Annotated in this window: 19 protein-coding genes; 6 read left to right on the top strand and 13 right to left on the bottom strand. The window is 65.4% G+C overall.

Features of this window, described 5'->3' with window-relative positions; translation table 11 throughout:
- The first annotated feature begins 1 nt into the window (after position 1).
- The 4 genes from LDZ26_RS14890 to LDZ26_RS14875 are packed head-to-tail and all read left to right on the top strand — an operon-like array spanning position 2 to position 4951.
- On the top strand, positions 2–1477 hold the full coding sequence (locus tag LDZ26_RS14890; RefSeq protein WP_244849926.1) for an efflux transporter outer membrane subunit: 1476 nt from the start codon (positions 2–4) through the stop codon (positions 1475–1477).
- Positions 1474–2769 carry a paraquat-inducible protein A gene (locus tag LDZ26_RS14885; protein WP_244849925.1) on the top strand — a complete coding sequence of 432 codons (1296 nt, stop codon included), beginning with the start codon at positions 1474–1476 and terminating at the stop codon, positions 2767–2769. Before LDZ26_RS14890 ends, LDZ26_RS14885 begins: the two co-directional genes overlap by 4 nt.
- Entirely contained in the window at positions 2766–4367 is a 1602-nt protein-coding gene (locus LDZ26_RS14880) for an intermembrane transport protein PqiB (RefSeq protein WP_244849924.1), read from the top strand. The genes LDZ26_RS14885 and LDZ26_RS14880 overlap by 4 nt, the downstream gene beginning before the upstream one ends.
- Entirely contained in the window at positions 4367–4951 is a 585-nt protein-coding gene (locus tag LDZ26_RS14875; RefSeq protein WP_244849923.1) for a membrane integrity-associated transporter subunit PqiC, read from the top strand. The genes LDZ26_RS14880 and LDZ26_RS14875 overlap by 1 nt, the downstream gene beginning before the upstream one ends.
- 52 nt (positions 4952–5003) lie before the next feature.
- Here LDZ26_RS14875 and LDZ26_RS14870 read toward each other — a convergent pair whose 3' ends face one another.
- Positions 5004–5468, bottom strand: coding sequence for a glycine zipper family protein (locus LDZ26_RS14870; protein ID WP_244850235.1), 465 nt, complete (start codon positions 5466–5468; stop codon positions 5004–5006).
- Between the two features lie 431 nt (positions 5469–5899).
- Between LDZ26_RS14870 and LDZ26_RS14865 the strand changes: the two genes are divergently transcribed.
- Positions 5900–6292, top strand: coding sequence for a DUF6232 family protein (locus LDZ26_RS14865; protein ID WP_244849922.1), 393 nt, complete (start codon positions 5900–5902; stop codon positions 6290–6292).
- Positions 6293–6334: 42 nt separating this feature from the next.
- Here the strand turns inward: LDZ26_RS14865 and LDZ26_RS14860 are convergent, their stop codons facing one another.
- The 5 genes from LDZ26_RS14860 to phnS form a co-directional block, all read right to left on the bottom strand.
- On the bottom strand, positions 6335–8788 hold the full coding sequence (locus LDZ26_RS14860; protein WP_244849921.1) for a glycogen/starch/alpha-glucan phosphorylase: 2454 nt from the start codon (positions 8786–8788) through the stop codon (positions 6335–6337).
- A 223-nt stretch (positions 8789–9011) separates the two neighbouring features.
- Positions 9012–9791, bottom strand: coding sequence for a 2-aminoethylphosphonate ABC transport system, membrane component PhnV (gene phnV / locus LDZ26_RS14855; RefSeq protein WP_244850229.1), 780 nt, complete (start codon positions 9789–9791; stop codon positions 9012–9014).
- 43 nt (positions 9792–9834) lie between these two features.
- The gene (gene phnU / locus LDZ26_RS14850; RefSeq protein ID WP_244849920.1) at positions 9835–10746 is read right to left on the bottom strand and encodes a 2-aminoethylphosphonate ABC transporter permease subunit; all 912 of its coding nucleotides are present in this window, start codon (positions 10744–10746) and stop codon (positions 9835–9837) included.
- Positions 10724–11800, bottom strand: coding sequence for a 2-aminoethylphosphonate ABC transport system ATP-binding subunit PhnT (gene phnT, locus LDZ26_RS14845; protein ID WP_244849919.1), 1077 nt, complete (start codon positions 11798–11800; stop codon positions 10724–10726). The genes phnU and phnT overlap by 23 nt, the downstream gene beginning before the upstream one ends.
- Complete coding sequence (phnS, locus tag LDZ26_RS14840; RefSeq protein WP_244849918.1) at positions 11797–12885, bottom strand: 2-aminoethylphosphonate ABC transporter substrate-binding protein; 1089 nt, start codon at positions 12883–12885, stop codon at positions 11797–11799. Before phnS ends, phnT begins: the two co-directional genes overlap by 4 nt.
- 188 nt (positions 12886–13073) lie before the next feature.
- Between phnS and LDZ26_RS14835 the strand changes: the two genes are divergently transcribed.
- Positions 13074–13955, top strand: a complete 882-nt coding sequence (locus LDZ26_RS14835) for a DMT family transporter (RefSeq protein WP_244849917.1) — start codon at positions 13074–13076, stop codon at positions 13953–13955.
- A 12-nt stretch (positions 13956–13967) separates the two neighbouring features.
- On the opposite strand, the gene LDZ26_RS14830 is transcribed toward LDZ26_RS14835, so the two are convergent.
- The 7 genes from LDZ26_RS14830 to LDZ26_RS14800 all read right to left on the bottom strand — a co-directional run bounded on the left by LDZ26_RS14830 (position 13968) and on the right by LDZ26_RS14800 (position 25445).
- Positions 13968–15179: a L,D-transpeptidase gene (locus LDZ26_RS14830; RefSeq protein WP_244849916.1), complete on the bottom strand. Its 1212-nt coding sequence runs from the start codon at positions 15177–15179 to the stop codon at positions 13968–13970.
- Positions 15180–15686: 507 nt separating this feature from the next.
- A complete protein-coding gene (locus LDZ26_RS25670; RefSeq protein ID WP_370650722.1) occupies positions 15687–15986 on the bottom strand; it encodes a DUF4952 domain-containing protein in 300 nt (99 codons plus the stop codon).
- 928 nt (positions 15987–16914) lie between these two features.
- Positions 16915–17475, bottom strand: a complete 561-nt coding sequence (locus tag LDZ26_RS14820; RefSeq protein WP_244849914.1) for a hypothetical protein — start codon at positions 17473–17475, stop codon at positions 16915–16917.
- Between the two features lie 410 nt (positions 17476–17885).
- Positions 17886–18413, bottom strand: coding sequence for a hypothetical protein (locus LDZ26_RS14815; RefSeq protein ID WP_244849913.1), 528 nt, complete (start codon positions 18411–18413; stop codon positions 17886–17888).
- A 122-nt stretch (positions 18414–18535) separates the two neighbouring features.
- Positions 18536–21886, bottom strand: a complete 3351-nt coding sequence (locus LDZ26_RS14810) for a transporter substrate-binding domain-containing protein (protein WP_244849912.1) — start codon at positions 21884–21886, stop codon at positions 18536–18538.
- A gap of 127 nt (positions 21887–22013) precedes the next feature.
- The gene (locus LDZ26_RS14805) at positions 22014–23783 is read right to left on the bottom strand and encodes a S10 family peptidase (protein ID WP_244849911.1); all 1770 of its coding nucleotides are present in this window, start codon (positions 23781–23783) and stop codon (positions 22014–22016) included.
- 60 nt (positions 23784–23843) lie between these two features.
- Positions 23844–25445 carry a protease pro-enzyme activation domain-containing protein gene (locus LDZ26_RS14800; protein WP_244849910.1) on the bottom strand — a complete coding sequence of 534 codons (1602 nt, stop codon included), beginning with the start codon at positions 25443–25445 and terminating at the stop codon, positions 23844–23846.
- Position 25446 lies beyond the last annotated feature (1 nt).

The following is a 25446-nucleotide window of genomic DNA, read 5'->3' as shown; positions in this document are numbered from 1 at the left end:
CATGCGGCGCGCCCGGCTCTTTCTTTCGCTTGCGGGTCTCGTCGGCGTCGTGTCGCTGAACGGCTGTTTGCTCGGGCCGAACTATTCGCGCGAGCCCGTGCCGACGCCCGCGACCTTTCGCTTCGCCGCCGCCGAAGTCGCCGACACCGCGAACACCGAATGGTGGAAGCAATTCCAGGACCCCGTTCTCGACGACCTCATTGCCACCGCGCTCGCGAACAACAAGGACGTGAAGATAGCGGCGGCGCGCGTCGAACAGTTCATGGGCCAGTTCGTCACGACGCGCTCGGCGCTCTTCCCCCAAGTCTCGGCAGGCGCGACGGCGGCACGGCAGCGTATTTCGAGGGCAGGACCGCAGCCTACGCTGCCGGGCGTCGGACCGGTCTTCAACGACTTCGAGCTTTCGGTGTCCGCGGCGTGGGAGATCGATGTCTTCGGCCGCATCCGCAGGCTGACGGAAGCGGCGCGCGCGAATCTGCTGTCGAGCGAGGAAGCCCGCCGCGCGACGATCCTGTCCCTCGTAGCGTCGGTCGCGTCGTCGTATCTGAATCTGCGCAGCCTCGATCAGCAGCTTGCCATTGCGAAAGCGACGACCGAGAGCCGCGCGGAATCGGTCCACGTGTTCACGCTGCGCTTCGAAGGCGGCGAAGTTTCGCAGCTGGAACTGGCGCAAAGTCAGTCGGAGTACGAGGCTTCTCTCGCGACCATTCCGCAGCTCGAAACGCAGATCGCGCAACAGGAAGACGCGCTTGCCATCCTCCTCGGCGACAACCCGCGGCCGATCGTGCGCGGCCGCGAACTCGGCGCGCTCGCCACGCCCGTGATTCCGGCGGGACTGCCTTCCGATCTGCTCGAACGCCGCCCCGACCTGCTGCAGGCCGAGCAGGACCTGATCGCAGCGAATGCGCTCATCGGCGCGGCGCGGGCGCTGTATTTCCCGCAGATCTCGATCACCGGCTTTTTCGGCACGGCGAGCGGGCAGTTCTCGTCGCTCTTCACCGGGCCGTCGCGCGTGTGGTCGTTCGCGGGCGCGGTGACGCAGCCCATCTTCACGGCGGGCAACATCTCCGGTCAGGTGCAGACGGCCGAAGCGCAACAGCGGGCTGCGCTGCTGTCGTATCAGAAAGCCATTCAGGTCGCCTTTCAGGAAGTCGACGACGCGCTCATCGCCTCCGAGAAGCTGCACACGCAGCTCGAAGTGCAAGGCCGCCAGGTCACGGCGCTCGCCACGTATGCGCGGCTTGCGCGGGCGCGCTACGAGGGCGGCTATACGAGCTACATCGAAGTGCTCGATGCCGAGCGCAGTCTCTTCGACGCGCAACTCGCGCAGACGCAGACGCAGGCGGCCGCGCTCACGTCGTTCGTCACGCTGTACAAGGTGATGGGCGGCGGCTGGGTCGTCGAGGCGGACAAGATGACCGGACAGGCGAGCGCGCGCCCGAACGCTCCGGCCGGGACAGCTCAGGCGCTGCAATGAGCACGCTGCCATCCGCGCCGGCCGCCTCGCGCGGCGCCCGTCCGCTGATCGCGTGCCACGAATGCGATCTCATTCAGCGGGAGAACCCGGTGCCGCCCGGCGGCGCGCTGACCTGCTGCCGATGCGGCGCCGTGCTCTACCGGCGCCGCCGAAAGGGTTTCGACCGCGCGCTCGCCTACGCGCTCACGGCCTCGGTGCTGTGGATCGTCTCGAACGCGTTTCCGATCGTGGGTCTATCGGTGAGCGGCTCGCTCGTGCAGACCACGCTCATGGGCGCGGCGCGCGTGCTGTATCGCGACGGCATGTGGCCGCTCGCCGGGCTCGTCTTCTTCACGACGGTTCTCATGCCCGGCTTGCAGGCGCTCGGCATGGTGTGGCTGCTGCTGCCGCTGCACCTGAATCGCAGGCCGTGGCGCGCGTATGCCGTGTTTCGCCTGCTGCGGGTCGCGCGTGAATGGGGCATGACCGAAGTGCTGATGCTCGGCCTCCTCGTCGCCGTCGTGAAGCTCGCGCACATCGCGTCGGTGGTGACGGGTCCGTCGCTGTGGTCGCTCGCGGCGTTGATGCTGCTGCTCGTCGCGGCATCGTCGGCATTCGACGAGCGGGCCATGTGGGCCCGCATCGAAGGCGCGCCGCCCGGCATGCCGCCCGACACGCCGCTGCGGGGCGCGACCGCCGCCGCGAACGGCATCTTCGTCTGCCACGACTGCGGCCTGTGCACGCGCGGCGCGCGCCGCCACGCTCACCTGTGCTGTCCGCGCTGCGGCGCCCGCGTGCATCTGCGCAAGCCCGCCAGCCTGTCGCGCACATGGGCTTACCTGAGCGCGGCGGCGATCCTTTACATCCCCGCCAACACGCTGCCGGTGATGAACACGAGCTCGCTCTTCGGCGCGCAGAAGGACACGATTCTGAGCGGCGTCGCATATCTGTGGCAGTCCGGATCGTGGCCGCTCGCGATCATCGTGTTCATTGCGAGCATCGCGGTGCCCATGCTCAAGATACTCGCCATCGGCTATCTCGCCGCGAGCGCCAACCTGCGCATGACCCAGCGCAACGAGCAGCGCGCCCGCATCTACCGGATCGTCGAACTGGTGGGCCGCTGGTCGATGCTCGATATCTACGTGATCGCGGTGCTCGTCGCGCTCGTGCAGTTCAGCGCGGTGGCGACCATCGAGGCCGGGCCCGCGTCGATTGCGTTCGGCGCGGTCGTCGTGCTGACCATGCTCGCCGCCATGTCGTTCGACCCGCGCCTCATCTGGGACACCGCGACGCCACACAAGGAGGCACGATGAGCACGCCGGACGAAACGCCCGACGCCGAGGTGGTGCCCAGACGCCGCTGGCGCATTCCGTGGGTGTGGATCGTGCCGGCCATCGCGGTGGCGATCGGCATCTGGCTCGCGGCGCAAGCCGTGCTCGCAAAAGGGCCGACCGTCACCATCAGCTTCAGAACCGGCGAAGGGCTCGAAGCGGGCAAGACGAAGATCAAGTTCAAGGACGTCGAAATCGGGCTCGTCAAGTCGGTGGCGCTCTCGAACGACTATTCGCGCGTCGTCGCCACGGCGGAGCTGACCCGCGATGCGAGCAAGATGCTCGTCGACGACACGCGCTTCTGGGTCGTGCGGCCCCGCGTGGCGGGCGGCTCGGTCTCGGGCATCAGCACGCTGCTTTCAGGCGCGTATATCGGCATGGACATCGGCCGCACGAAGCGCGAGCGGCGCGACTACGTGGGCCTCGAAACGCCGCCTGTCTTCTCGAACGACGTTCCCGGGCGGCAGTTCATCCTGAAAGCGGCCGATCTCGGCTCCATCGATGTCGGCGCGCCGATCTACTTCCGTCGCCTGCAAGTGGGCCAGGTGACATCGTTCGAGCTGGACCCGGACGGCAGCGGCGTCACCCTGCGCGTCTTCGTGAACGCGCCCTACGACCGCTATGTGAACGCGGACTCGCGCTTCTGGCAGGCAAGCGGCATCGACCTCACGCTCGGCACCGACGGGCTCAAGCTCAACACGCAGTCTCTGGTTTCGATGGTGATCGGCGGCCTCGCGTTCGAGACGCCCGCAGCGTCCCTCGCCTGGGCCGAGGCGCCCGCGAACACGACGTTCTCGCTCTTTGCGACGCGCGCCGACGCGCTGCGCGTGCAGGAGCGCATCGTCGAGACGTACGCGTTCGACTTTCACGACTCGGTGCGCGGGCTCGCGGTCGGCGCGCCCGTGGACTTCCGGGGCATCACCATCGGCGAGGTATCGGCCATCTATACGAGCTTCGATCCGGCGACGCGGCGGATCAGCATCCCCGTCGAAGTGAGGCTCTATCCGGAGCGGTTCACGTCGCGTTTCGCCAACGGCGCGACGGGCGGCCGGTTGGTGAGCGACCCGCGTGCGCTGGCGGAACTGCTCGTCGCTCGCGGCTTACGCGGACAGTTGCGAACGGGCAGCCTGCTCACCGGACAACTGTACGTGGCGCTCGACTTTTTCCCGACTGCGAAGAAGGCGAGCATCGACTGGAGCCGCACGCCGCCGCTCATGCCCACGACGCCGAGCGGCCTCGCGTCGTTGCAGGATTCGGTCAACCGCATCATGACGCGCGTCGACAAGCTGCCGATCGAGGAACTCACGGCAAGCGCGAAGCAGACTCTCGACAACACGAGCCAGCTGATGAGCAACCTGAACACGCAGATCGTCCCGCAAGCCGCGACGACGCTTGCCGCCGCCCGCGCCGCGCTCGATGCCGCGCATTCCACGCTCATGCCCGATTCCGGCTTGCAGCAGGACACGGCCGAAGCGGTCCGCGAACTGACGCGCACGGCGGCCTCGTTCCGCAGTCTCGCGGACTATCTCCAGGAGCATCCCGAAGCGCTGCTGCGCGGCAAGCCGGAGGACAAGAAGTGATGCGCGCCGCTCTCGTGTCCGTCGTTTTTTTCGCCGCAATCTGCGCCGGCTGCGCGTCGCCGCGCGCGAGCTTCTACCGGCTGAGCGCGGAACCGTCGCTTACCGCGACGACCCGTTTCGAACCGGGCCGGCCGCTGATCGTCGGCCCGGTGACGGTGCCGGAACTGGTCGATCGTCCGCAGATCGTCACGCGCGATTCGGCCAATCAGGTCACGCTCAACGAATACGCGCGCTGGGGCGCGCCGCTCAAGAGCAGCATCGCCGATGCCATCGCCGGGGATCTCACGCTGTTGCTCGGCTCCGACCGCGTGGCGGTGGCGTCGCGCGCGGTGGCGGACTCGCAGGCGTGGCGCGTGCGCGTCGATATCCAGCAGTTCGAATCCGTTCCCGGCGAAACGGTCGTGATCGATGCGCACTGGACGGTGCGCAGCCTTGCCGGCGATACGGCGCAAAGCGGCCGCTCGGTCGTGCGCGAACCGGTGACCGGAACCGGCTTCGATGCGCTCGTCGCCGCGCATAGCCGCGCGCTCGCGAGCGTGAGCCGCGACATCGCGGCGGGAATCGGGCGCGGCGCCGGGCCGTGACGCGCGATCTCGCCAGCCCGGCCACGAGTGGATGCGTCGAAGCGTCTCGGCGCTACTGGATCGAATAACCGCGCCCCTGCATACAGGCGGCCCACGCCCGGTAGTAGGTGTCCATCGCGCCCTGGCTTTGCGCCTGCGCGTTTGCCTGCTGCGCGCGCCGGTTCTGCCGGGCTCTCGCGCCGCCCGCCATCGTGCCGGCGGTCGCGCCGATGGCCGCGCCCTTGCCCGCATCGCCCGCGATGGCGCCGACCACCGCGCCGCCCGCCGCTCCGCGCGCCGCGCCGCCCACGCGCTCGCCGCCGCCCACCGCGGGACCGGACGGCGGCGGCGGCGCGGTCGACGCTGTGGCGGGATCGATGCCGGTGTTGCTCTTGGCCCAGCTGTAGCACGCGCCGTCGTCGCTTTGCTGTTGCTGCGGGCTCTGCCCGTGCGACGGATAAGCCATCGGCTTGCTTTGCGCCGCGACGTTCTGCGCCAGCGCGGCGATCACGACGGCACTGACCGCGCGCCCTCTCATTGCATTCATGGTCACTCCTTGTCCTGGTCGACCACGTTCGAGCACGGCGCTAGCGATGCAATCAATCACGCGCTCGGCAATCACAGGGATCGCATGTCGTACGCCATGCGCGAACGGGCACACGTACCCGCTCGTCGCGCGGATACACGAACATTAAAGGCGCTTTGCACCGCTCAGTCCAGCGATGTTTGCGCATCACCACTCGAACGGATGCGGCATGAACGAGGTGTCAACAACATGCGCCATATCTTTCGGTATCCGAAACGAATACGCCGGAGAAAGTTTCGCAAAGAAGCTCACCGGCTGACAGATTTCGACAGCCGAAGTCCAGCGGCCACTTACAATCCCCCTCGTTCGCGACTTCTTCGCTCAACTCCGGCGTCTGGTAATCTGCCCGGTTTCTTCGCCGTCAAAACATAATCGAACCGCTTATGGATACACCCTTCAACGAACGCGGCGTGACGCTCTCGCGCGCCGGCCTTTCCGCTTCCGGACAGATGATTCCGCTGCGCGAATTGCGCGCGGCGCGGGTCGTGAAGATCGAGCGCAAGAAGCCGCTGCCGATCATCATCGCGCTGATCGGACTGGCGGGACTCGGCGCCGGCGTGGCAACCGGTTCGGGCGCAGCGCTCGTGCTCGGCGTGATGATCGTCGTGGTGGGCTATCTGTCGTGGATCACGCAGGACGTGGTCTATCAGCTGATGGTCTCGACGCCCGATGGCGAACGCGAACTGCTGATCACCAAGGATCAGGCGTTCGCGGACCGCGTGGCGGCGCTCGTGGGCGAGGCCGTGGCGAAGCACGCGGCGCGGCCGCAGGCGTGACTTCGGCTGGCCGCACGCTCGCGGCCAGCTTCTTGCCGCAGGTCAGTCGAAGCTCAACGGCTCCACATGCCAGATCTCGCGCGCGTACTCGGCAATCGTGCGGTCCGATGAAAAAATGCCCATTCCGGCGACGTTTTCGATGGCGCTTCTCGTCCACGCGTCCTTGTCGCGGAACTTGAGATCGACCTCGGTCTGCGTCTTGTCGAAGCTCTCGAAGTCGGCGAGCACCATGTAGTGATCGCCCCAGTCCACGAGCGTGTGGAAGATGTCATAGAAGCGATGCGGCTCGTCCGGCGAAAAATGCCCGAGACGAATCTGGTCGAGCGCGAGCTTCAACTCCGGATTTTCTTCATAGATCAGCCGCGGCCGATACCCCGCCGCGCGCAGCGATTCGATTTCGTCGGTCGTATTGCCGAAGATGAAGATGTTCTCGCGCCCGACCGCTTCGCATATCTCGATGTTCGCGCCGTCCAGCGTGCCGATGGTCAGCGCGCCATTGAGCGCGAGCTTCATGTTGCCGGTGCCCGAGGCTTCGGTGCCCGCCATCGAGATCTGCTGTGAAAGATCCGCCGCCGGAATGATGAGTTCCGCGACGCTCACGCCGTAGTTCGGAATGAAGCCGATCTTCAGCCGGTCGCCGACGAGCGGGTCCGCATTCACCTTGCGCGCGACCTCGTTGATGAGCTTGATGATGTTCTTCGCCATCTTGTAGGCCGACGCCGCCTTGCCCGCGAACATCACCACGCGCGGCGTCCAGTCGCGTTCCGGATTCTCGCGAATGCGGTTATAGCGCACGATCACGTACAGAATATTGAGCAACTGCCGCTTGTATTCGTGGATGCGCTTCACCTGCAAGTCGAACAGCGCCTCGGGATTGATGACCGCGTTGGCTTCGCGCCGCGCGCGTTCCACGAGACGCAGCTTGTTGGCGAACTTCGCGTCGTGAAATGCCTTGCGGAACTCGGGATCGTCGCGCCATTCGCGCAGGCGTCCCAGTTCGAAGAGGTCCGTGCGCCAGCGCGGCCCGATGCGCTTGTCGATCAGCGACGACAGCGACGGACTCGCCTGCGCGAGCCAGCGTCGCGGCGTGATGCCGTTCGTCACGTTCGTGAAGCGGTCCGGATACATGCGCGCGAAGTCGGAGAAGATGTTCTGCACCATCAGTTGCGAATGCAGCTTCGAGACGCCGTTCACCTTCTGGCTCGCGACGATGGCGAGATGCGCCATGCGCACGCGGCGCTGGCCGAATTCATCGACGAGCGAGATACGGCGGATCAGTTCGACATCGCGTCCGAACTTCTCCGTGACCTGTTTGAGGAATTGCGCGTTGATCTCGAAGATGATCTCCAGATGCCGCGGCAACAGGCGCGCGAGCATTTCCACATCCCACGTTTCGAGCGCTTCGGGCATCAACGTGTGATTCGTGTACGAGAACATCTGCTGCACGAGCTTCCACGCCTTGTCCCAAGGCACGCGATGCGTATCGACGAGCAGGCGCATCAGTTCGGGAATGGCGAGCACCGGATGCGTGTCGTTCAGATGCACGGCGACCTTTTCCGCGAGCCGGCCGAAATGCGTGTGCGTGCGCTGATAGCGGCGAATCAGGTCCTGCATCGTCGCGGAGACGAAGAAGTATTCCTGGCGCAGACGCAATTCGCGGCCGGCCTGCGTCGAATCGTCGGGATACAGAAGACGCGACACGTGCTCCGACGTGTTCTTCGCTTCCACCGCGCGGCGGTAGTCGCCCTGATTGAACGCGGAGAGATCGAATTCGTCGGTCGCGCGCGCGGACCATAGGCGCAGCGTGTTCGTGGCGGTGGTCGCAAAGCCGGGGATGACCGTGTCGTAGGCCATCGCGTTGACGTGCTCGGTGTCGATCCAGTCGATGCGGTCGTCGTGCTGGACCGTCCGCCCGCCGAAATGCACGGTGTACACCACTTCCGGCCGCGGAAATTCCCACGGATTGCCCGCGCGCAGCCAGTAATCGGGCATTTCGACCTGATTGCCGTCCACGATCGTCTGCCGGAACATGCCGTATTCGTAGCGGATGCCGTAGCCGAAGCCCGGCACGCCGACCGTCGCCATCGAATCCAGAAAGCAGGCCGCGAGCCGCCCGAGACCGCCGTTGCCGAGCGCGGCGTCGGGTTCGAGGTCCTCCAGCGCGGCCAGATCGACGCCGAGACTCGCGAGCGCGTCGCGCACTTCGTCGTGAATGCCGAGCGCGAGCAGCGCGTTGGTGAAGGTGCGGCCGATGAGAAACTCCATCGACAAGTAATAGACGCGCTTCACGTCCTGTTCGTATTGCTGGCGCGTCGTGCGCATCCAGCGGGCGACGAGCCGGTCGCGCACGGCGAGTTCCGCCGCATGCAGCCAGTCGCGCGGCTGCGCGGTCGCCGCGTCCTTGCCAACGCCGTACATCAGGCGGTTCGAGATGGAGCGCCGCAGCGCTTCGACGGTGCTGTTGAGCTGGTCGAATTCCAGGTCGACGGATGTCATCTAAACCTCCGGTGTTTTCAACTTATGCAACGACAGCGACGGGCGCCGCGAGTTCGGCCGGATTTCGCATGACCGACTGATTTCGCGCACAGACGCGCGGACGCGGTCGCCCGAAAAAGGCAGGTTACGCCAGTTTTATTTTTTTTGGTATGACGAGCGGCGCGAAGGTTCCTGCCTTTGTGGCGCAAAAACCCGGTAAATTTTATTTCGGATGCCGAACTATTTAGCTTTCACGACGTGGCGCGCGGCCCGCGATCACGAAGAGCGCGGCCAGCGAAACGGCCAGCAGAATGAAAGAAAGCGCCGACGCGGGCAGATAGTAGCCGCGATTCACCTGCCCGACCACGACGATAGGCACGGTCGCGAAGCCCGGCGGATACACGGTGAGCGTCGCGCCGAGTTCGCCGAGCGACAGCGCGAAGCCGAGCGCGAGGCTCGCGCGCACGGCGGGCAGCAGTTGCGGCAGCACCACGCGCGCGAGCACCATGCGCGGCGGCGCGCCGAGACTCGCGGCGGCTTCGCGCAACGTGGTCAGTTCCGGGCGCAGCGCCGCAGCGGCGCAGCGGTAGCAGAACGGCAGCACGAGCGCGAGCTGCACGAGAATGACGATGGCCGCCGACCCGGACAAATCGACCGGCCGCTTGTGATACGCGATCAGCACCGCGAGCCCCAGCACGACGCTCGGCACGCCGCTGCCCGCCATCGCCACGGCATCGACGAGGGCGCCGAGCGCGCCGAGCCCGCGACGGTCGCGCCCTTCGAGCGCCAGCGCGAGCCACAGGCCGAGCGCGGTGCCGAGCACGGCGACGGCGAAGCCGGTCGTCAGACTCGTCGTGAGCGCGTCGAATTCGCTGGAGCCAAGCCGGGCGAACCAGCGCGCGCTGAAGCCGTCAGGAAGAATCGTGCCCGACCAGTGCGACGCCACGCTCGACAGCGCGACCACGATCACCGGCAACACGAAGAGCCAGAAGCAGACGAGCGCGACGAGACACATCGCCGCCATGCGCAACAGCGAGACCCGTTTGAACGATGCCGAAAGCTGCATGTCAATGCCCCTTCGTGCGCGCATCGACGCGGCGGTACAGCGCGTAAAGCGACAGCGACATCAGCAGCATGACGACCGAGCCCGCCGCCGCCGCGCGCAGGTCGAGATCGACGGTAGCGGCGCTGTAGATCGCGATGGGCAAGGTAATCAGATGCGCGCTGCCGAGCACGAGCAAAATGCCGAATTCGTTCAACGTCAGCAGGAAGCACAGAATGGTCCCCGCCGCGATGCCCGGCCACGCGATCGGCAGCACCACTTTCGTCGCGACCATCCAGCCATCCGCGCCCAGGCTTTTCGCGGCTTCGACGAGACGCATGTCGAGCGTGGCGTAGGAAGCAAGCGTCGGACGCACGACGAACGGCGCATAGAACACCACTTCCGCCAGAATCACGCCGCCGATGCCGAATAGGAAATCGAGCGGCGGCGCTTCCAGCGACAACATGCGCTGCAATCCGATGCTCACCGCGCCCTGCGATCCGTACAGAAAAATCAGCGTGAACGCGACGAGAAACGACGGAAACGCGACGAAGAGTTCGAGAAAGCGCGTGAGCAGCTTCGCGCCGGGAAACGGCCGGAAGAACAGCATCGAAGCCAGCGCGACGCCGAGCAGCGAGGCAATCGTCGCGCTCGCGAAGAGCACGCCGAAGGTCGTGCCGATCACGCCGCGCGTCTCCGGGTTGCCGAAGAACGCGGTGTACGCATCGAACGTGAGGCCGTGCGGACCCGTTGCACTCAGCCACACGAGGCGCGCGAGCGGATACACGACGAGCGGCCCGAGCACGAACACAAGGATGAAAAGCAACTGCCACTGCGCGCGCTTTTCTCGACGCCGCGCCGCCGCCCGATGCGCGGCGAAGCCGCTCTCGTTCGCTGGCGTTTGCGCGACGCTGTCAGGGACGAACAAGGACGACATCGTCAGCCTCGAATCGAAGAGAAACGCGCGCGCCTTTTTCGGGCATGCGGGCGTGGCCGCGCTGCATCGTGACGAGCACGGGCTCGCCGGGCAGCGCATCGAGCGCGACGGCAATCGACAGCGCCGCGCCGTACCAGTCCACCGATGCAATCGTGCCGTGCAGCGCGCCTTCGCCGAGCGGCGCAATCGCGAAACGCTCGGGACGGATGCACGCAAGACGCTCGCGCTCGTCGTGACGCGCATCGCCGACCGGATACACCACGCGCGGCGGCAGCAGATTCGCCGCGCCGAGATAGCGCGCCACGAAGCCGTCGTTGGGCGCATCGTAAAGCTCGCGCGGCGAGCCGAGTTGCGCGATGCGGCCATCGCGCATCAGAAGCGTGCGATCGGACAGCACGAGGGCGTCGTCCTGATCGTGCGTCACGCAGACGATGGTCAGGTTCGGCAGACGCTCGTGCAGCGCCTTGAGTTCGCTGCGCACGGACGCGCGCAGGTTCGCGTCGAGCGCGGAGAGCGGTTCGTCGAGCAAGAGCACGTCCGGCTCGATGACGAGCGCGCGCGCCAGCGCCACGCGCTGCTGCATGCCGCCGGAAAGCTGCGCGGGCATCACGTGGCCGGCATCGGCGAGCTGCACGAGCTTGAGCGCATCGGCGACGCGGCGCGCGATTTCCGCCGCTTTCAGCTTGCGCGCGCGCAACCCGAAGGCGACGTTATCGAACACGGACAGATGCGGAAAGAGCGCGTAGTTCTGAAACAGCAGGCCCAGGTTGCGGCGATGCGCCGCCACGTGCGTCAAATCGCGCCCGGCGATGCTGAGCGTGCCCGCGAGCGCGTCCGCGTTGACGAATCCCGCGATAAAGCGCAAAAGCGTGGTCTTGCCGCAGCCGCTTCGGCCAAGCACGGTCAGGAACTCGCCGCGCTCGATATCGAGAGTGAGATCGTCGAGCACCGTGCGCGCGCCGAAGCGCACGGTCAGACGCTCGATGCGCACGCCGGACGTCGCGGCGAGCGAGCGTTCCTCGCGCGCGGCCGGCGACAGTGCAAGCGTGCTCACGACTTGGGCTTCACGACTTCTGTCTGCTTGCCCGAATTGCCGATGACTTCGTTCTTCCATCGGTCGGTCCAGCCGGCCTTCTTCTGCATCACTTGGTTCCAGTCCACCGGAATCAGCCTGACGCCGGAAATGGCCTGCTTGACCGTGTCGCCGTTCTTGCCCGCGAGCGGCACGTCGGTGCGCGCCGGGATGCCGTAGATGTCCGGCACTTTCGCCTGCACGTCGGCCGACATCAGGTAGTCGATCAGCTTCTTGCCTTCCGCCTGATTCGGCCCGCCCTTGATGAGACCGATGGCGTACGGAAGCTGGAACGTGGTCGGCGCTTCGCCCGCGGCGTGCGAGAGGAACAGCGGCTTGATCGACAAACCGCCGTTCGCGGCGTCGTCGAGATCCATTTGCAGGTCGCCGTTCGCGAACGCGATTTCGTTACGCGAAAGCAGCACGTCGAGATAGCCCGTGCCCTTCGTGTGGAACTTGGCGCTTTGTTCGAGCGACTTCAGGTAGTCGAATGCCTTGTCCTCGCCCATCAGCGCGGACGTCAGGATGATGACCGCCATGCCGTCGCCGGCGGTCGCCGGATTCGAATACGCCACCTTGCCCGCGTAGCTCGGATGCAGAAGGTCCGCGAACGTCTTCGGCGCGGTCTTCGTGACTTCCGGATTGATCGCGAAAGAGAAGTAGTTGTTCACGAACGTGGCCCACGCGCCATCCGGCGCCTTGGCGATGGCCGGCACGTTCTTGTAGTTCACGCTCTGATAGTTCTGCAGAAGCCCGCTTTGCGCGGCCTGCTGGATGAACGGCGGCAGCGTGACGATGACATCGGCCTTCGGCGAGTCCTTCTCGACGGTCGCGCGGTTCACCACTTCGCCGCTGCCCGCCGTCACGATATTCACCTTCACGCCTTCTTTCTTCTCGAAGGCGGGCAGCACGTCCTTATAGAGATTTTCGAGGCCGTCGGCGGTGTATAGCACGAGCGCGTCGGCGGCGAGCGCGGGCGTCGCCGCGAATGAAGCCAGTGCAGCCAGTGCAATCGATGCGCACGCGCCGGACAGCAGCCGGCGCGCGAAGGATGAATCGCGGGTCATGTAGGGTCTCGTGGCTGGATGACAGAGGACGGTAGTGGCGAAGCATTGCAGAGCTCTGTGACATCGGCGTGACTGCGCGGCGCTGTCATGTGCGCCTTCGGCTGTGCACGGTTGAACAAGACGGCACGCGCAAATACGTCGATACTGCTGCCTTTTTGGTCTGCCTTTTTGGTCTGCCACACTCGCTCATGCTCTCCTTGCTCATTGCGCCCGTATTCGTGTTTCTCTGGTCGACGGGCTTTATCGTCGCGCGGGCGATCACGCCCTACGTCGATCCGAATCTGTATCTGCTCGCGCGCTTTAGCGGCACGACGCTGCTGTTCGTCGTGCTGGCGCTCGCTGCCCGCGTGGCATGGCCGAATGCACGCGATGCCGCGCGGCATCTGTTCGCGGGCGCGCTGCTGCAAGGCGTGTATCTGGGCGCGGGCTACTGGGCGGTGGCGCAAGGTCTGGGCGTCGGCGTCATGGCGCTGCTGGGCGCGCTTCAGCCGCTTCTGACGGCCGCCATCGCGGCGCGTGTATTCGGCGAGCGGCTTTCGGCGCGATCGTGGAGCGGGCTGCTCGTGGGTCTCGCGGGCGTCGCGCTCGTTCTCGCGCCGAAGCTCGCGCAAAGCGGCGCGCCAGCGGCGCATAGCGCGAACGCCGCGCCGCAATGGCTCGTCGTGACGATCGCGGTGGTTTCCGTTTTCGCGATCACCGCGGGCACGCTGTATCAGAAGACATCGCTCGCGAGCGCCGATATCCGCAGCGCGAGCGCCTTGCAGAACGCGGGCGCGACCATCGTCGCGGCGGTGCTCGCTCTGTCGCTCGGCGAACACCGCTTCATTCCGACGATGACGACGTGGGCGTGCATCGCGTGGGGCGTGCTGATGCTCTCGGGCGTTGCGACGACGCTGCTCGTATGGATGGTCCGGCGCGGCGATGCGTCGCGCGCGACGGCCCTGCTCTTTCTCGCGCCGCCGCTCGCCGCGCTGATGAGCTACCTCGCGTTCGGCGAGACGCTCGGCGCGCTGCAATTGGCGGGGTTCGCCGTGGCGTTGGCGGGCGTGGTGCTCGCGCGGTCGAAGTAGCGTTCGCCGCGTTCAGTCGACGGAATTCGCGCCCACGGGCGTGCGCGCCCGCGCTGCCTTGCCGGGTCCGGGCGACCACGCGGGCCGCGCCTTCACGCCGCTATCCACGACGACGAGGTAATGTCCCGCCCACGGCGTCGTCTGCCGCGTGGGCTTCAGCACCCACATTGATTCCCCTTCGGCCGCGCGCGCTTCGTACTGCGCATCGAGGATGCCGTGGTGATCGAAGAACGTATTGAGCGTCGACGGAATGCGCACGCAGCCTTTTGAATGCCGCATGCCAAGAAGCGGCTCGAGCTTGTCGGGATCGGTGGCGTGCATCTGGAAGCGCATCGGCGAGACGCCGCCTTTGCCCCAGCCGCGTTCGCCATCGGCCCAGCCGAAGTCGTAGATGCGCATGTCGCGCGCCCCGTAGCCGCGAATTTTGAATTCGTTTTCCGTGCCCTCCGCGCGAAAGTCCATGTTGCCCGGCACGTGCTGGAATACGCCGAGCGGCGTCAGGAAGTGGTCGTATGTGCCGGGCCGTCCGGTCGATACCGGCGATGCCCCGATCATCGACCAGGCATCGCCCGGCTTCGCGCGAAAGTAGACGAAGAGCGCCTGCACGTTCTCGCTGCGATCGACGAGCACGACGAATTCGTTCGCGAGATCGCCGTGGCCGTGTTCGTCGAGCGTGTGCTGCAGGAGGCGGCCATAGGTCTGCTGTGCGGCGAGCGGCACGTTCAGGCGGCGATCGACTTCTTTCGCGAACGTCTGACGCATTGCGTAGGCGCCCGTCGCGGGCAGGCCGGTGCGCTGCGCGACGTTCGGCTCGGGCGGCTCGGGCGGTAGCGGAACCTCGGGCGCGGCGGCTTCGGATGCGGCGGAGGCGGCTTCGGCGGCTGATGCCGCAGAGGCTGCGGATGCTTCGCTCGCTGGTGATGCTTCGCTTGCCGCAGATGCACCCGATGCTGCTAACGCCGCCGACGCTTCTTGCGGTGTCACTGGCACTGGCATCGCAGGCAACGCGCGGGGCGGCGCGCTCGCCGGCTGCGGTGCGCTCGCGCTGCGCAGAAGAGGCGGCGCGGGCGGTACGGGCGCAGGCGCGACGCGCCCCTGCACGACCGTCGCCGACGACGCCGGTTCTCCGCTAGCTTGCGGCATGCAGGCGAACAGTGCGGCCAACGCCGCGACCCCGGTGATTCGTGCGCCCATTGGCGTCTCGTTGTTTTCTTCGTCCTGCATTGAATGATCCGCTTGAGTCTCGACTACGGACGGCTTACACGACCGACTGTTTCGGGGAACAAGCCCATCAAAAAAAGCCGGTGGCTGCGATGAAACCGGCTCGGCCGTAATGTTCCGTTCGTCGCAAATGGCACAGCAAGGTCTGTTCCGGACGCGGGGAGTAGCGAACGGCAGTTTTGCAAACCAGAACGACGATCAATCATATGGCGATCGCTAGCTGCAGCCCCCTCTATTTCGGCAAAGCCACACAAAGCCGAGACGCTTTCCGTAGGCCAAGCATTCAGCCACTCTTCGGATTCGACGAAGTCCTTTCCTTTGACACGATACCTTGCTTTGAAACCCGTATCTCGCGGCGCCTGCATCATCATCGGCTTGCAATGTGATGCGCCCAAATACACGCGACACAAAAAGGAACGCCGAGTTTGCCGCGTCCGCCTGCTGATTACCATTTATCCTGTCGTGCGACTTCATGCCCGCCGACGCATCTCCTTCGCTTGGCTCCAGTCCTTAGGGACTGTGAAGATAGTGCGTTACGTTCAGTTCGAAGAAGGGAACTCTAGAGAGATCGCGCCGGGAAATGATCGTTGCCTCGGTTCCCATAGAAACATAGTAGTCGGCACCATCTCGACCCGTGAAATTACCGATGCTTGTTTCCCAAACGCAGCAAGCACGCTTGAGTCGGCTAACGTGCGCCAGTCGGACGAGCCAATCTTCGACGTTCAGAACATCTTTTCCCTGCACCCGATATTGCGCCTTCAGGTTGCTTACGCCGCCGAATTCTCCGGGCCTACATGCGACGAACTTCACGTCTGGGCGTTCTAATCCAAGAGACTTGAGAAAATCGTCGCACCGCAATGGTGGCTCGGGTCGTGCCGCCGCTTTCAATGTTCCGCCCGCACATGCGCTGCTTAGTATAAGAGCCGACAGACAAGCTAGCAGCCACTTCACTTCGTTACCTCAAGCATAGCCACGTACTTTCCTTGTTCATTCGGCAAACGGTGAGAGATTAGGAAGTTGTAAACTTCATTCCATCGGTCGAGCGCATAAACCGTTAAGCAACCCTCGGAAAGGTTCCCGATATGAACGTACCGGCTCGAATTACCGCGAGAACCCTCCAATTCGATAGGAAACCATACCTGGTCTCCCACTACTTCCCCTAATCCATTCTTATTCGCGTACTCCGCATAGAAATTGGTGTACGACGCATCATGTGGCGCGTCAGGTGCCATGATGCGATGAGTTCCAGCAGGTATAGGTGTCCATTGCCCGTTCCATAGCGAATTCAGCGTTAAGGTGACTTTCATATGCGCCCCCGGCAGAGTGATTTCTGCCCATTGCTGATCGAGTGATTGGTTGTTCCTCGGCGCCGAAATCGCAAACGAACGCTTACCGTACTGCACTCGAAGCGTCTCAGTAACCATCTCTGGAGACCGTTTGGACAAGCAACGCTCAACGTTCTCGTTCCTGAGACTTACCGTCTCTCCTACGTAATCGCTGTTGCCATCTGCGATCCGAAAATACGTTCGGCCCCCCGTCGACTTGATCATCGTGACAGTTGTGTATTCACAAATGGCGACCTGTTTTCCTGTCTGCTCCCGTAAGACCTGTAGCCAACGACTTCGGAACGGTGCCCGGGTATAACGCGTTTCGACGATCGAAGTATGAGTACTGCCTCGATTGTCATTCGTCACCGCCCTGCGGTTCCGCACATACTCAGCATATGAATCAGCCATCTTCACACCAGTAGTTCAAGTTCAATATCCATCGGCATGCTAGTGCGGACACGCACTGTCTCTCCCGCCTCATTCGTTGTCCCTTCCTGCGTCGAGCCGTCGCCCATCTTGAGCCGGAAACGCTGGTTCGAAATCGGGTTGCCGTCCTGATCGACCAGCACGATCAATTCGTCATAGCTACAGGCGCCACTGTCCGACGACCACGGCGCGCCGGAAGGCTGCGCGTGAGCATATGGAGCCGACGTATCTTCGATGACCCAGCCCGTTCCGTATCGGGCTAGGATGACCGGTCTCGTGTCGCACTTACATCGCACGAAGTCGCCGGCCACGGCCTGCCTTCGGCCTGACGGAACGTCATACACTCGTGCGTTGTCACCGCAACCCGATCCGCCGATGATCGTTCCGACGCTCTTGCACTTTCCGCAGTAGGCGTTGCCGCCCACGAATGCCATCGTGCGATTGCCGTCGTCGCTGAAAAATGCGTTCACACCCGAGGACATCACGTAGCTGTCGGGACTGCTGGAAAGCGGATCGCCTTCGACCGCTGAGAAATATTGACCCATCGCGCTACACCGACCCTTCAGAGGCACGGTCTATCGGAGTGCTCGTATAGACCGCAAAGACATGCTTCGTCCCGTTCTTCATAACGTCTCCCATCATTGTTGTTGCGGGAGCTTGAAGTTATCGGATCGCGTTTTACTTTTGGAGTCCTTTATAGTAATCATTTGTCGCTGAATCTGGCGCGCATCTCGCGCCGGTAAGACGATCATCGCTCAATGGCCGGAATGAGAGCGATACACATGCGCAAAGACAGCTATTGCTTACGTACTCTCACGGCCCTGTGCGGAGACCGCTGTGACGGGTTAGCTGGTTACGCCGACTGCGAGGGCCACCACGAGCCGCTAGACAGGAGTTGCATGAAGTGCCGGCCGGGATCGCATCGACAAAATCGCCGCATCCACCGATGCCCTCCTCAAAACCCCTGACAAGACATACTAGAAAGATTCGGAAAGAGATTCGCCCAGTCCCCCGCCATAGCCGACTGCGCGGCCTTGAGGGACATGTCGCCGGTACAAACGCACCGCTTGAGATAAACCGCGAGCCGCTCCTTGCGACGCTCGCCGCTGCGTCCTTCCCAGCGGCGCACGTCGAGGTTGGCGGGCGCATTCGGCGAGCCGCCGAGGAGCACCGGCATCCGGTGATCCAGCGCGTATTCCGATGCGAACGATGCGTCGATGCCGCGCTGCTTCAAGAGCCGCTCCTTCTGGCGCATCTGCGTCTCGAAGGACGGCAACACGCGATCGACGTAACCCGGCACGCAGATCGTATCGACGATGGTGGCCTGCGTGACGTGCGGGTCGAGCCAGTCCGGCTGCTGCGCGCGCGCCGCGTCGGTGCAAAGGGTCGCGGCCGTCGCGATGCACGTGAGAAGCACGAAGGCCGCCGCCCGCACGACGCCACGCGAACGACGACGGATTGCGTATGTGTCCCTTCGATTCATGCCTCGTTGGCGCAAGCTGATCGCGCGGCCAGCGCACGGCCGCTAATTCGAGATGAACGGAGGTTCAATTAGAACACACGATCAAGAACATACGAATGACGAGCGGCGAGCGAGCGCGTCGGTCACACCGAAGGCCGCGCAACGGCGGCGTCGAGCGCGGCATCGAGTGTCAGCGCGGCATGCTCGAAGGCGGCGAACGCTGCGTCGATGGAGGCATCGTCTTCGCCGTTGCGATCTTCGTCGATGGCGCGGTCACAGTCCCGCTGGAGCGCGACGCACGTCTCCTGGAACCGCGCCGCGCCGATAACCGCAGCCGCCCCCTTCATTCGATGCGCGATCTCACGCAGACGTTCGTGATCGCACGCGTTCCTCGCCGCATGCGCCTCTTCGAGATCGTGCGCGTTGGCCGAACGGAGCGTCTCCAGGAGCGTCGCGGCCTGATCGCCGAAGGTGACGAGCGTGGCGGCGTCGAAAGGCGGCGTGGTGTCGGTGCTTCCTTTGTCATCGCGGGTCTGTACCGCAGGCGTCGACTGTGTTGTCGTGGCTTGTATGGGCTCTGAGATCGCGGACGCGGTCGGCCTGCCCCCACCTCGCTCGCTTTCAGCGATATGTCTCGTCTGCCCGAATCCAGCTTCCCGCTCGTCCCTGCTCGCGGCGACCGCCAGCGCATCGCGCAGCGCATCCAGCCCGATCGGCTTCACGAGGCACATCGTCATGCCCGCCGCCACCGCGCGCCGGGCCGCCTCGGGCTGCGCATTCGCCGTCAGGCCGACAATGGGCGTCGCGCGTGCGCCGAACGCGTGTGTCGCTTCCTCGGCGCGGATGGCTTCGGCCAGCTCCTCGCCGCTCATCTCGGGCATCGAGCAGTCGGTGAGAATCACGTCGAACGCGCCCGGATGGTCGCGCCAGCGCGCAAACGCGCTGCGGCCGTCCACGGCCACCTCGGTCGAGCCGCCGAGCAGCCGGATCTGTCCGTCGAGCACCATGCGGTTCGCAGGATGATCGTCCACGACGAGCACGCGCAAGCCTCTGAGCGCGCGCGCGGTCTCGGCCGCCGGAGCGCGCGCGTCGGAAGGCTGTGGCAGCGCCGTCTCCTGCGCTTCCGGAAACGCGGCGCACACCGTGAAGCGGGTTCCGTGTCCGGGTGTGCTCGCGAAGGCGATGCTGCCGCCCATCATCGACACGAGCCGCTTGCTGATGGTGAGTCCGAGCCCCGTGCCGCCGAAGCGCCGCGCGCCGCCGTCGTGGGCCTGCACGAACGGCGTGAAGAGCGACGCCTGCCGCTCCGGCGCAATGCCGACGCCCGTATCGGACACGACCAACCTGACCGCGCGCTTGCCGTCGCGCGGCGGCGCGACATCGCACGCCAGCGTGACCGCCCCGGCATCGGTGAATTTGATCGCGTTGGACAGCAGGTTGCCGACGATCTGCCGCAGCCGCTGCGCGTCCGCCATGATCCACGCCGGGCCGTCGCGCTCGCCGTGCCGCTCGACGACGAGCGCGATGCCCTTCGCCCGCGCCGCCGGCTCGTAGATGGCCGCGACGCTCGCGACCCACGCAAACAGCTCGACCGGCGACGGCGCGAGCACCAGCCGCTCGGCTTCGATCTTCGCGACGTCGAGCAGATCGTCGATCATGCCGAGCAGATCGCGCGCCGCGTGATGCGCCGTGCGCAGCGACCGCTCGGTTGCCTCGCGGTTGCCGGGCGCGCGCAATTCGAGTTCGAGCAGGCCGAGCACGGCGTTCATCGGCGTGCGGATTTCGTGGCTCATCGTCGCGAGAAAGGTGGACTTCGCGCGGTTGGCGGTCTCCGCTTCCTCCTTCGCGGCGCGCATCGCCTTCTCGGCGGCGATGCGTCGCACGATCTGCGCGCGCAGCGACACCGCCCACGCGGCCAGCACGAGCACGAGCGCCCCGCCGAGCGCCGCGCCCAGCTCGACGCGCGGACGCCTTTCTTCCCACAACGTTTCGGGATGCTCAGTAAGTTGCCAGCGCGCACGAATGGCTTCGAGTTCGTGCGGCGGCGGCGCCGCGACGGCGCGATTCAGAATGTCGAGCAACACCGGCTGATTGCGCGCGACGAGAAACACATGCGGCGACGGTTTCGACGACAACACGCCGCTGATCGTGAGCCTGCCGCGATACGGATTGCCGACCGCGTAATTGGCGAGCTTCATGTCGAGCAGGGCCGCGTCGGCCTTTCCGTTCGCGACAGCGGCGAGTTGGCCTTCGATCGGACCCACTTCGACGATGCGCGCCGTCGGTGCCTTGCCGGTCAGCGTCGGCGGCACGGGAAAGCCGGAAGGTAGCGCCACACGCTTGCCGGCGAGCGCGGCCGCATCGGCGAGCGGCGGCACGCCCGAGCGCGTGACGATGGCGACGAGCCCTTCGCCGAACGGCAGCGAGGCGGCGAAGTCCGGATCGTCCGGATCGCGCGGCACGCTGATCGGCAGGAATGCCGATTCGCCGGTCTTCACGTCCTGCTCGATCCGCGCGATGTCGCGGCGCAGGCGTCCCTCGAAGCGCAGCCCGGTCATGCGCGAAACGGCCGCGAGCAGGTCCGGCGCGAGACCGGCGGGCTGACCACGCGCGTCGCGGAACATGAGCGGCGGCGCGTGAGAGAGCATCGAGTAATAGACAACCGGATGCGTCGCGATCCACGCCTTCTGCTCGGGCGTAAGTACGAGCGCGCCCTGCGCCGATACTACGGTCATCGCCACTTCCCAGCGAGCGCGGGCGACGATCGTGAAGCGCGGGGGCAGGCGCGCCAGCGCGGCATCGACCCGCTGCGCCAGCGCCTGCGTGTGCGGCCGGCCCGCTGCGAACGCGAAGCTGTAGCCGCCCTCGTCGAAGGGCGCGAAGCCCGTGACCGCGAGACCGGGCAAATCGAGGTGTCCGATGCAATACGCGGCGGCGGTCACGTCGCCGGCGAACGCATCGGCCTGACCGAGCGAAACCGCGAGCAATGCCGAAACGGTGTCGGCGTAAGCGGCGGGCGTCATCGACGGATACGCGGCCGCAAGCCGCGCGGGCGATGTCTGCGTCTGCACGTACGCCATGCGATGCGTGGCGGCGTGCTTTGCAAGCGGCTCGACGATGACCGTCTTGATGGGCAGATAAGGCCGCGAGAGCAGCAGCGAGCCGCCGGGATCGTCGCCGGTCGCGCCGGTAGCCATGTCGATTTCGCCGCGCGAGAGCGCGTCGATGAGCGCGGCGCGATTCGGATAGCGCCGCCATTGCGGCGTCATGCCGAGCGATTCGGCCACCGCCTGCGCGAACTCGACGGAGACGCCGCGCGGCGCGGCGTTCGCGTCCGGGCCTGCGGCGACATCGAGCGGAGGAACCATGCCCGGCACCGCGCCGATCACGAGCCGCGCGCCGGCATGGGAAGCGCCCGCCGTCAGCGCCGCGAGGAGCCATGCGATAGCGAGCAGAAAGCGCAACGCGCGTTGCGGCCTCGAAGAATGAGACACGCTGCACCCCCAATCCGAGCGGTGCAGCTAGTGTGTCAGAAAGCGCAGGACGCGCCAATCGGACAGCCGACGAGCCTTTGACACGTTCGCGCGTGCCGTTGCGATACCCGAAACGGCACGCGCCGCCTTACTGCGCGTTCTCCGGCGAAAGCGCCTTGCCCGCCTTGTCCGCGGTGACCTTCTGCAGCGCGATGATCCGGCTCATCGCCGCATGGTTCGACGTCGCTTCGCTGTACATCTTGGCGAGATCCGCCTTCAGCTGCGTGCGCGAACCGCCGTCCAGATAGACCATGTGCCCCGACGGATAGAACGTCGCCGAGAGGTTCTGCCGCACGGTCTTGTCGATGAGGGGCATCTGCTGGAGATCGAGGATGGTCTGGTAGAACGGCGTCACGAAGTCGTACATGCCGTTTGCAGCCAGCACCTTCAGATCCACGTTCAGCGCCATCACCGCTGCGAGATCGCCGGCCGTGTACAGCACGACGTTGCCCTTTGCATCGACGCCCTTCTCTTCGCCGGTCGGATCGGTGTGCTTGAAGTCCCAGTTGATGAACGCCTGATCGTTGAGGTCCGTGAACGATGACGTGGACGTGAACTTCAACTGCTCGTTCAGATAGCTGTTCCACATCGCCGTGTACACGCCGCTCACCGCCGTCATCGTCGGGTCGTTGCCGCCGCTGTTCGGGTCGATCTTGCCCGCGATGCCCGTCGATACCGCCGTCACGCGGCCATCGTAAGAGCCCAGCGACTCGCCTTTCGACTTGAGCAGCGTCGTCAGAAAGAGCGAGTTGCCGCGGCTGTCGTAAGCGGCGATATCGAGACTCCACGCCAGCAGCGTCACCTTGTCGATGCCTGTGTATTCCGCGAGCTTTTCGACGACTTCGTCGTCAGTCTGCGGGAACTTGCGCAGCGCGTTCAGATAATCCGTGCGCGCGAATTCCGCGACTTCCTCCATGAAGTTCAGCAGGTTCGTCGGCGTCGGATGCACGCCGAGCTTCTTGTGATACCACGCATCGGCGGCGGCGGTCGGCAGCGCGCCCACCGGATTGCCCGCCTGCCGGTAGTCGAGAATCGACGATTGCAGCGTGATGCCGTTCAGATCGACGCCGTCCTCGTGCAGCCGGTACGCGAGCACGCAACTGCGCGCCGTGCCGTACGATTCGCCGAAAAGAAACTTCGGCGAATTCCAGCGATTGTTCTTCGTCAGATAACGCTTGATGAACTGCTTGATCGAATCGGCGTCCTGATCGACGCCCCAGAAATCGCGATTCTTGTTCGGCGCAATCGCCGCCGAATAGCCGGTGCCGACCGGGTTGATGAAGATCAGGTCGCTCTTGTCGAGCAGGCTGTCCGCGTTGTCCTCCATCTCGTACGGCGCGGGCGGCGTGAAGCTCGGCATGGCCGTCTTGATGCGGCGCGGCCCGAACGAGCCGAGCAGCACGAACACCGACGACGAGCCCGGCCCGCCGTTATAGAAGAACGTGAGCGGGCGCTCCTCCTCCTTCGCGCCGTCCTTCGTGAACGCGACATAGAACATCTTCGCGTCCGGCTTCGAGCTGCTCGGGTCCACGGTCACCAGATGACCGACGGTCGCGGTGTACGCGATCTTCTCGCCGCCGATGGTCACCGTGTGATGGGTGATCGCGGCGTTCTCGTCGGCTTCGGTGGCTTCGACCGAATCGTCGGGGCCGTTGCCGTAGGCGACCGGATCGAAATACGGCTGGTCCTTCTTGCCCGCGCCCTTGGCGGGTGCTTTGGCGGGTGCTTTCGCCGCGTGCTCCTGCGCCGCGGGCTCGCTCGGCTCGTCCGGCCGGGGCGCGATGGCGCCCGCATCGGGCGCGACGCCCGTGCCGGTGTGGCCGTGAATCGTCTTCGTTGTCAGTGGATCGGAGTTCATCGTGATCGCTCCAGAATCATCGTCGTGGTTGTTGTTCACTGTCGTGCCTCCGCTTGTGGCTCAGCGCGTGCTCGACTGCCGTGCCTGGCCGCCGGCGGGCGTGAGCGCGGCGGCGATCTTTTCGCCGTCCGGGCTGCCTAAACCCGTGCATGCATCCCATCCCGCCGATGCCGCAAAGCTGCCGTTGTTGCCCTGCGTGATATCGCGAAACGCGGTCTTCGCCTTGTACAGCTTCGGATTGACGAAGCCGCACGGCGCGCCGTTGATGGCGTTGATCCGCGCGATCAGCGCGGCCCACAGCGGCGCCACCGCGCTCGTGCCGCCGACGACGGTTTCCTCGCCGTCGATCACGACTTCGTAGCCGGTTTGCGGCGAGGCGTCGCCGGCCACGTCGGGCACGCCGCGCTTCGAGAGCGGCGTGTGCTTGCCGCCCGTGTGCGCGACGCTCAAGCCCTTCTGCCACGCGGGCAGCGCAAAGACCGCGCTGACGCCGCCGCCGCCCGAGCCGCCCTGATCGCCGTCGTTCCACACCACTTCATGCGTAATGGACTGCGCCGACGCCGCGAGGCTCGTGCCGCCGCAGCCGAGCACATACGGGCTGGAGGCCGGGAAATCGACGTGGTTCGTGCCGTCGCCCACGCCGTCCGACGAGCCGCTGTCGCCCGCTGCCGCGCACACCGTCACGCCGAGCGCGGCGGCGCTTTGCAGCACGTCGTTGAACGCGTTGATGGCCTGCGACGTCCAGCTCGTCTCGGGTCCGCCCCAACTGATCGACACGACGGACGGCTTGTTCGTGTTGTCGTGAATCGCGCGGTTGACGGCATCGACGAAACCCGCGTCGCTGTTCGGCGCGAAGTACACCGCGATGCGCGCGCCGGGCGCGATGGCTCCCGCGATTTCGATGTCGAGCATCACTTCGCCGTCCGGCCCGTTCGGATTGCCGGTCGGCGCGTTTTTCGCGTTGTCCACGCTCACCGACACGACTTTCGGCGACTTCACGCCGAGCTTCGAGAAGTACGCGGACAGATCCGTGTCGCGATAGCCGCCGCCGAGTTCGATGATCGCGATGCACTGGCCCGCGCCGTCGCCTTCGGGGAAGTCGTAAAGAGCGGCGAGATCGACGGGCGAGAACGACGCAGGCGTGACGCCGCGCGCCGGCATGAACGGCGGCCGGAAGCGGAAATGCGGGCGCGCCTGCGGCCGGCTGTCGAGGCCGAGCACGGCGGTGACGGCGTCGTGGATATCGTCCGGCACGTTCACCGGGCCGCTGCGCCCGCGATACTCGCCGATGTTGTGATGCTGGAAGCGTTCGAGCTTCACGTCGAACGCCTTCTGGAACTGGTCGATGCTGCCTTTGAGCACGACGCTGCGCGTGCTCGGCTCGGCGCGCACGACGGTCAGGCCGTTCTCTGCCGCAAACTTTTTGATTTTCTCGACATCGTCCTCGGATGCGCCGAAGCGCTTGTCGAATTCGTCTCGCGTGACGGACTGCGCGGGGGCATCGCCCGCGTCGATGCGCGCCATCATCTGGCGAAAGCCCGCTTCGTCCTTGCGCCGCAGCATGACGATGACTTCGATCTGCTCGCCGAGGTCGCACGCGCCGACGCACTTCGCGCCCTCGGGATGGGTTTTGTCGCTGCCGCTAACCGGTTGCTTCGCCATG

The sequence above is a fragment of the Caballeronia sp. SL2Y3 genome (assembly GCF_022879575.1).
Classification (GTDB): domain Bacteria; phylum Pseudomonadota; class Gammaproteobacteria; order Burkholderiales; family Burkholderiaceae; genus Caballeronia.
Note: the sequence above shows the minus strand (reverse complement) of the source record. Positions and strands in the feature narration are given on the sequence as shown.

What these genes read in the sequence shown, in the direction of transcription:
- LDZ26_RS14890 (WP_244849926.1), top strand. Translation starts at nt 2, where the DNA reads ATGCGGCGCGCCCGGCTCTTTCTTTCGCTTGCGGGTCTCGTCGGCGTC.
- LDZ26_RS14880 (WP_244849924.1), top strand. Translation starts at nt 2,766, where the DNA reads ATGAGCACGCCGGACGAAACGCCCGACGCCGAGGTGGTGCCCAGACGC.
- phnV (WP_244850229.1), bottom strand. Translation starts at nt 9,791, where the DNA reads ATGGCGGCGATGTGTCTCGTCGCGCTCGTCTGCTTCTGGCTCTTCGTG.
- phnS (WP_244849918.1), bottom strand. Translation starts at nt 12,885, where the DNA reads ATGACCCGCGATTCATCCTTCGCGCGCCGGCTGCTGTCCGGCGCGTGC.
- LDZ26_RS14815 (WP_244849913.1), bottom strand. Translation starts at nt 18,413, where the DNA reads ATGAATCGAAGGGACACATACGCAATCCGTCGTCGTTCGCGTGGCGTC.
- LDZ26_RS14820 (WP_244849914.1), bottom strand. Translation starts at nt 17,475, where the DNA reads ATGGGTCAATATTTCTCAGCGGTCGAAGGCGATCCGCTTTCCAGCAGT.
- LDZ26_RS14870 (WP_244850235.1), bottom strand. Translation starts at nt 5,468, where the DNA reads ATGAGAGGGCGCGCGGTCAGTGCCGTCGTGATCGCCGCGCTGGCGCAG.
- LDZ26_RS14865 (WP_244849922.1), top strand. Translation starts at nt 5,900, where the DNA reads ATGGATACACCCTTCAACGAACGCGGCGTGACGCTCTCGCGCGCCGGC.
- LDZ26_RS14805 (WP_244849911.1), bottom strand. Translation starts at nt 23,783, where the DNA reads ATGAACTCCGATCCACTGACAACGAAGACGATTCACGGCCACACCGGC.
- LDZ26_RS14830 (WP_244849916.1), bottom strand. Translation starts at nt 15,179, where the DNA reads ATGCAGGACGAAGAAAACAACGAGACGCCAATGGGCGCACGAATCACC.
- LDZ26_RS14835 (WP_244849917.1), top strand. Translation starts at nt 13,074, where the DNA reads ATGCTCTCCTTGCTCATTGCGCCCGTATTCGTGTTTCTCTGGTCGACG.
- LDZ26_RS14875 (WP_244849923.1), top strand. Translation starts at nt 4,367, where the DNA reads ATGCGCGCCGCTCTCGTGTCCGTCGTTTTTTTCGCCGCAATCTGCGCC.
- LDZ26_RS14800 (WP_244849910.1), bottom strand. Translation starts at nt 25,445, where the DNA reads ATGGCGAAGCAACCGGTTAGCGGCAGCGACAAAACCCATCCCGAGGGC.
- phnU (WP_244849920.1), bottom strand. Translation starts at nt 10,746, where the DNA reads ATGTCGTCCTTGTTCGTCCCTGACAGCGTCGCGCAAACGCCAGCGAAC.
- LDZ26_RS14885 (WP_244849925.1), top strand. Translation starts at nt 1,474, where the DNA reads ATGAGCACGCTGCCATCCGCGCCGGCCGCCTCGCGCGGCGCCCGTCCG.
- LDZ26_RS14860 (WP_244849921.1), bottom strand. Translation starts at nt 8,788, where the DNA reads ATGACATCCGTCGACCTGGAATTCGACCAGCTCAACAGCACCGTCGAA.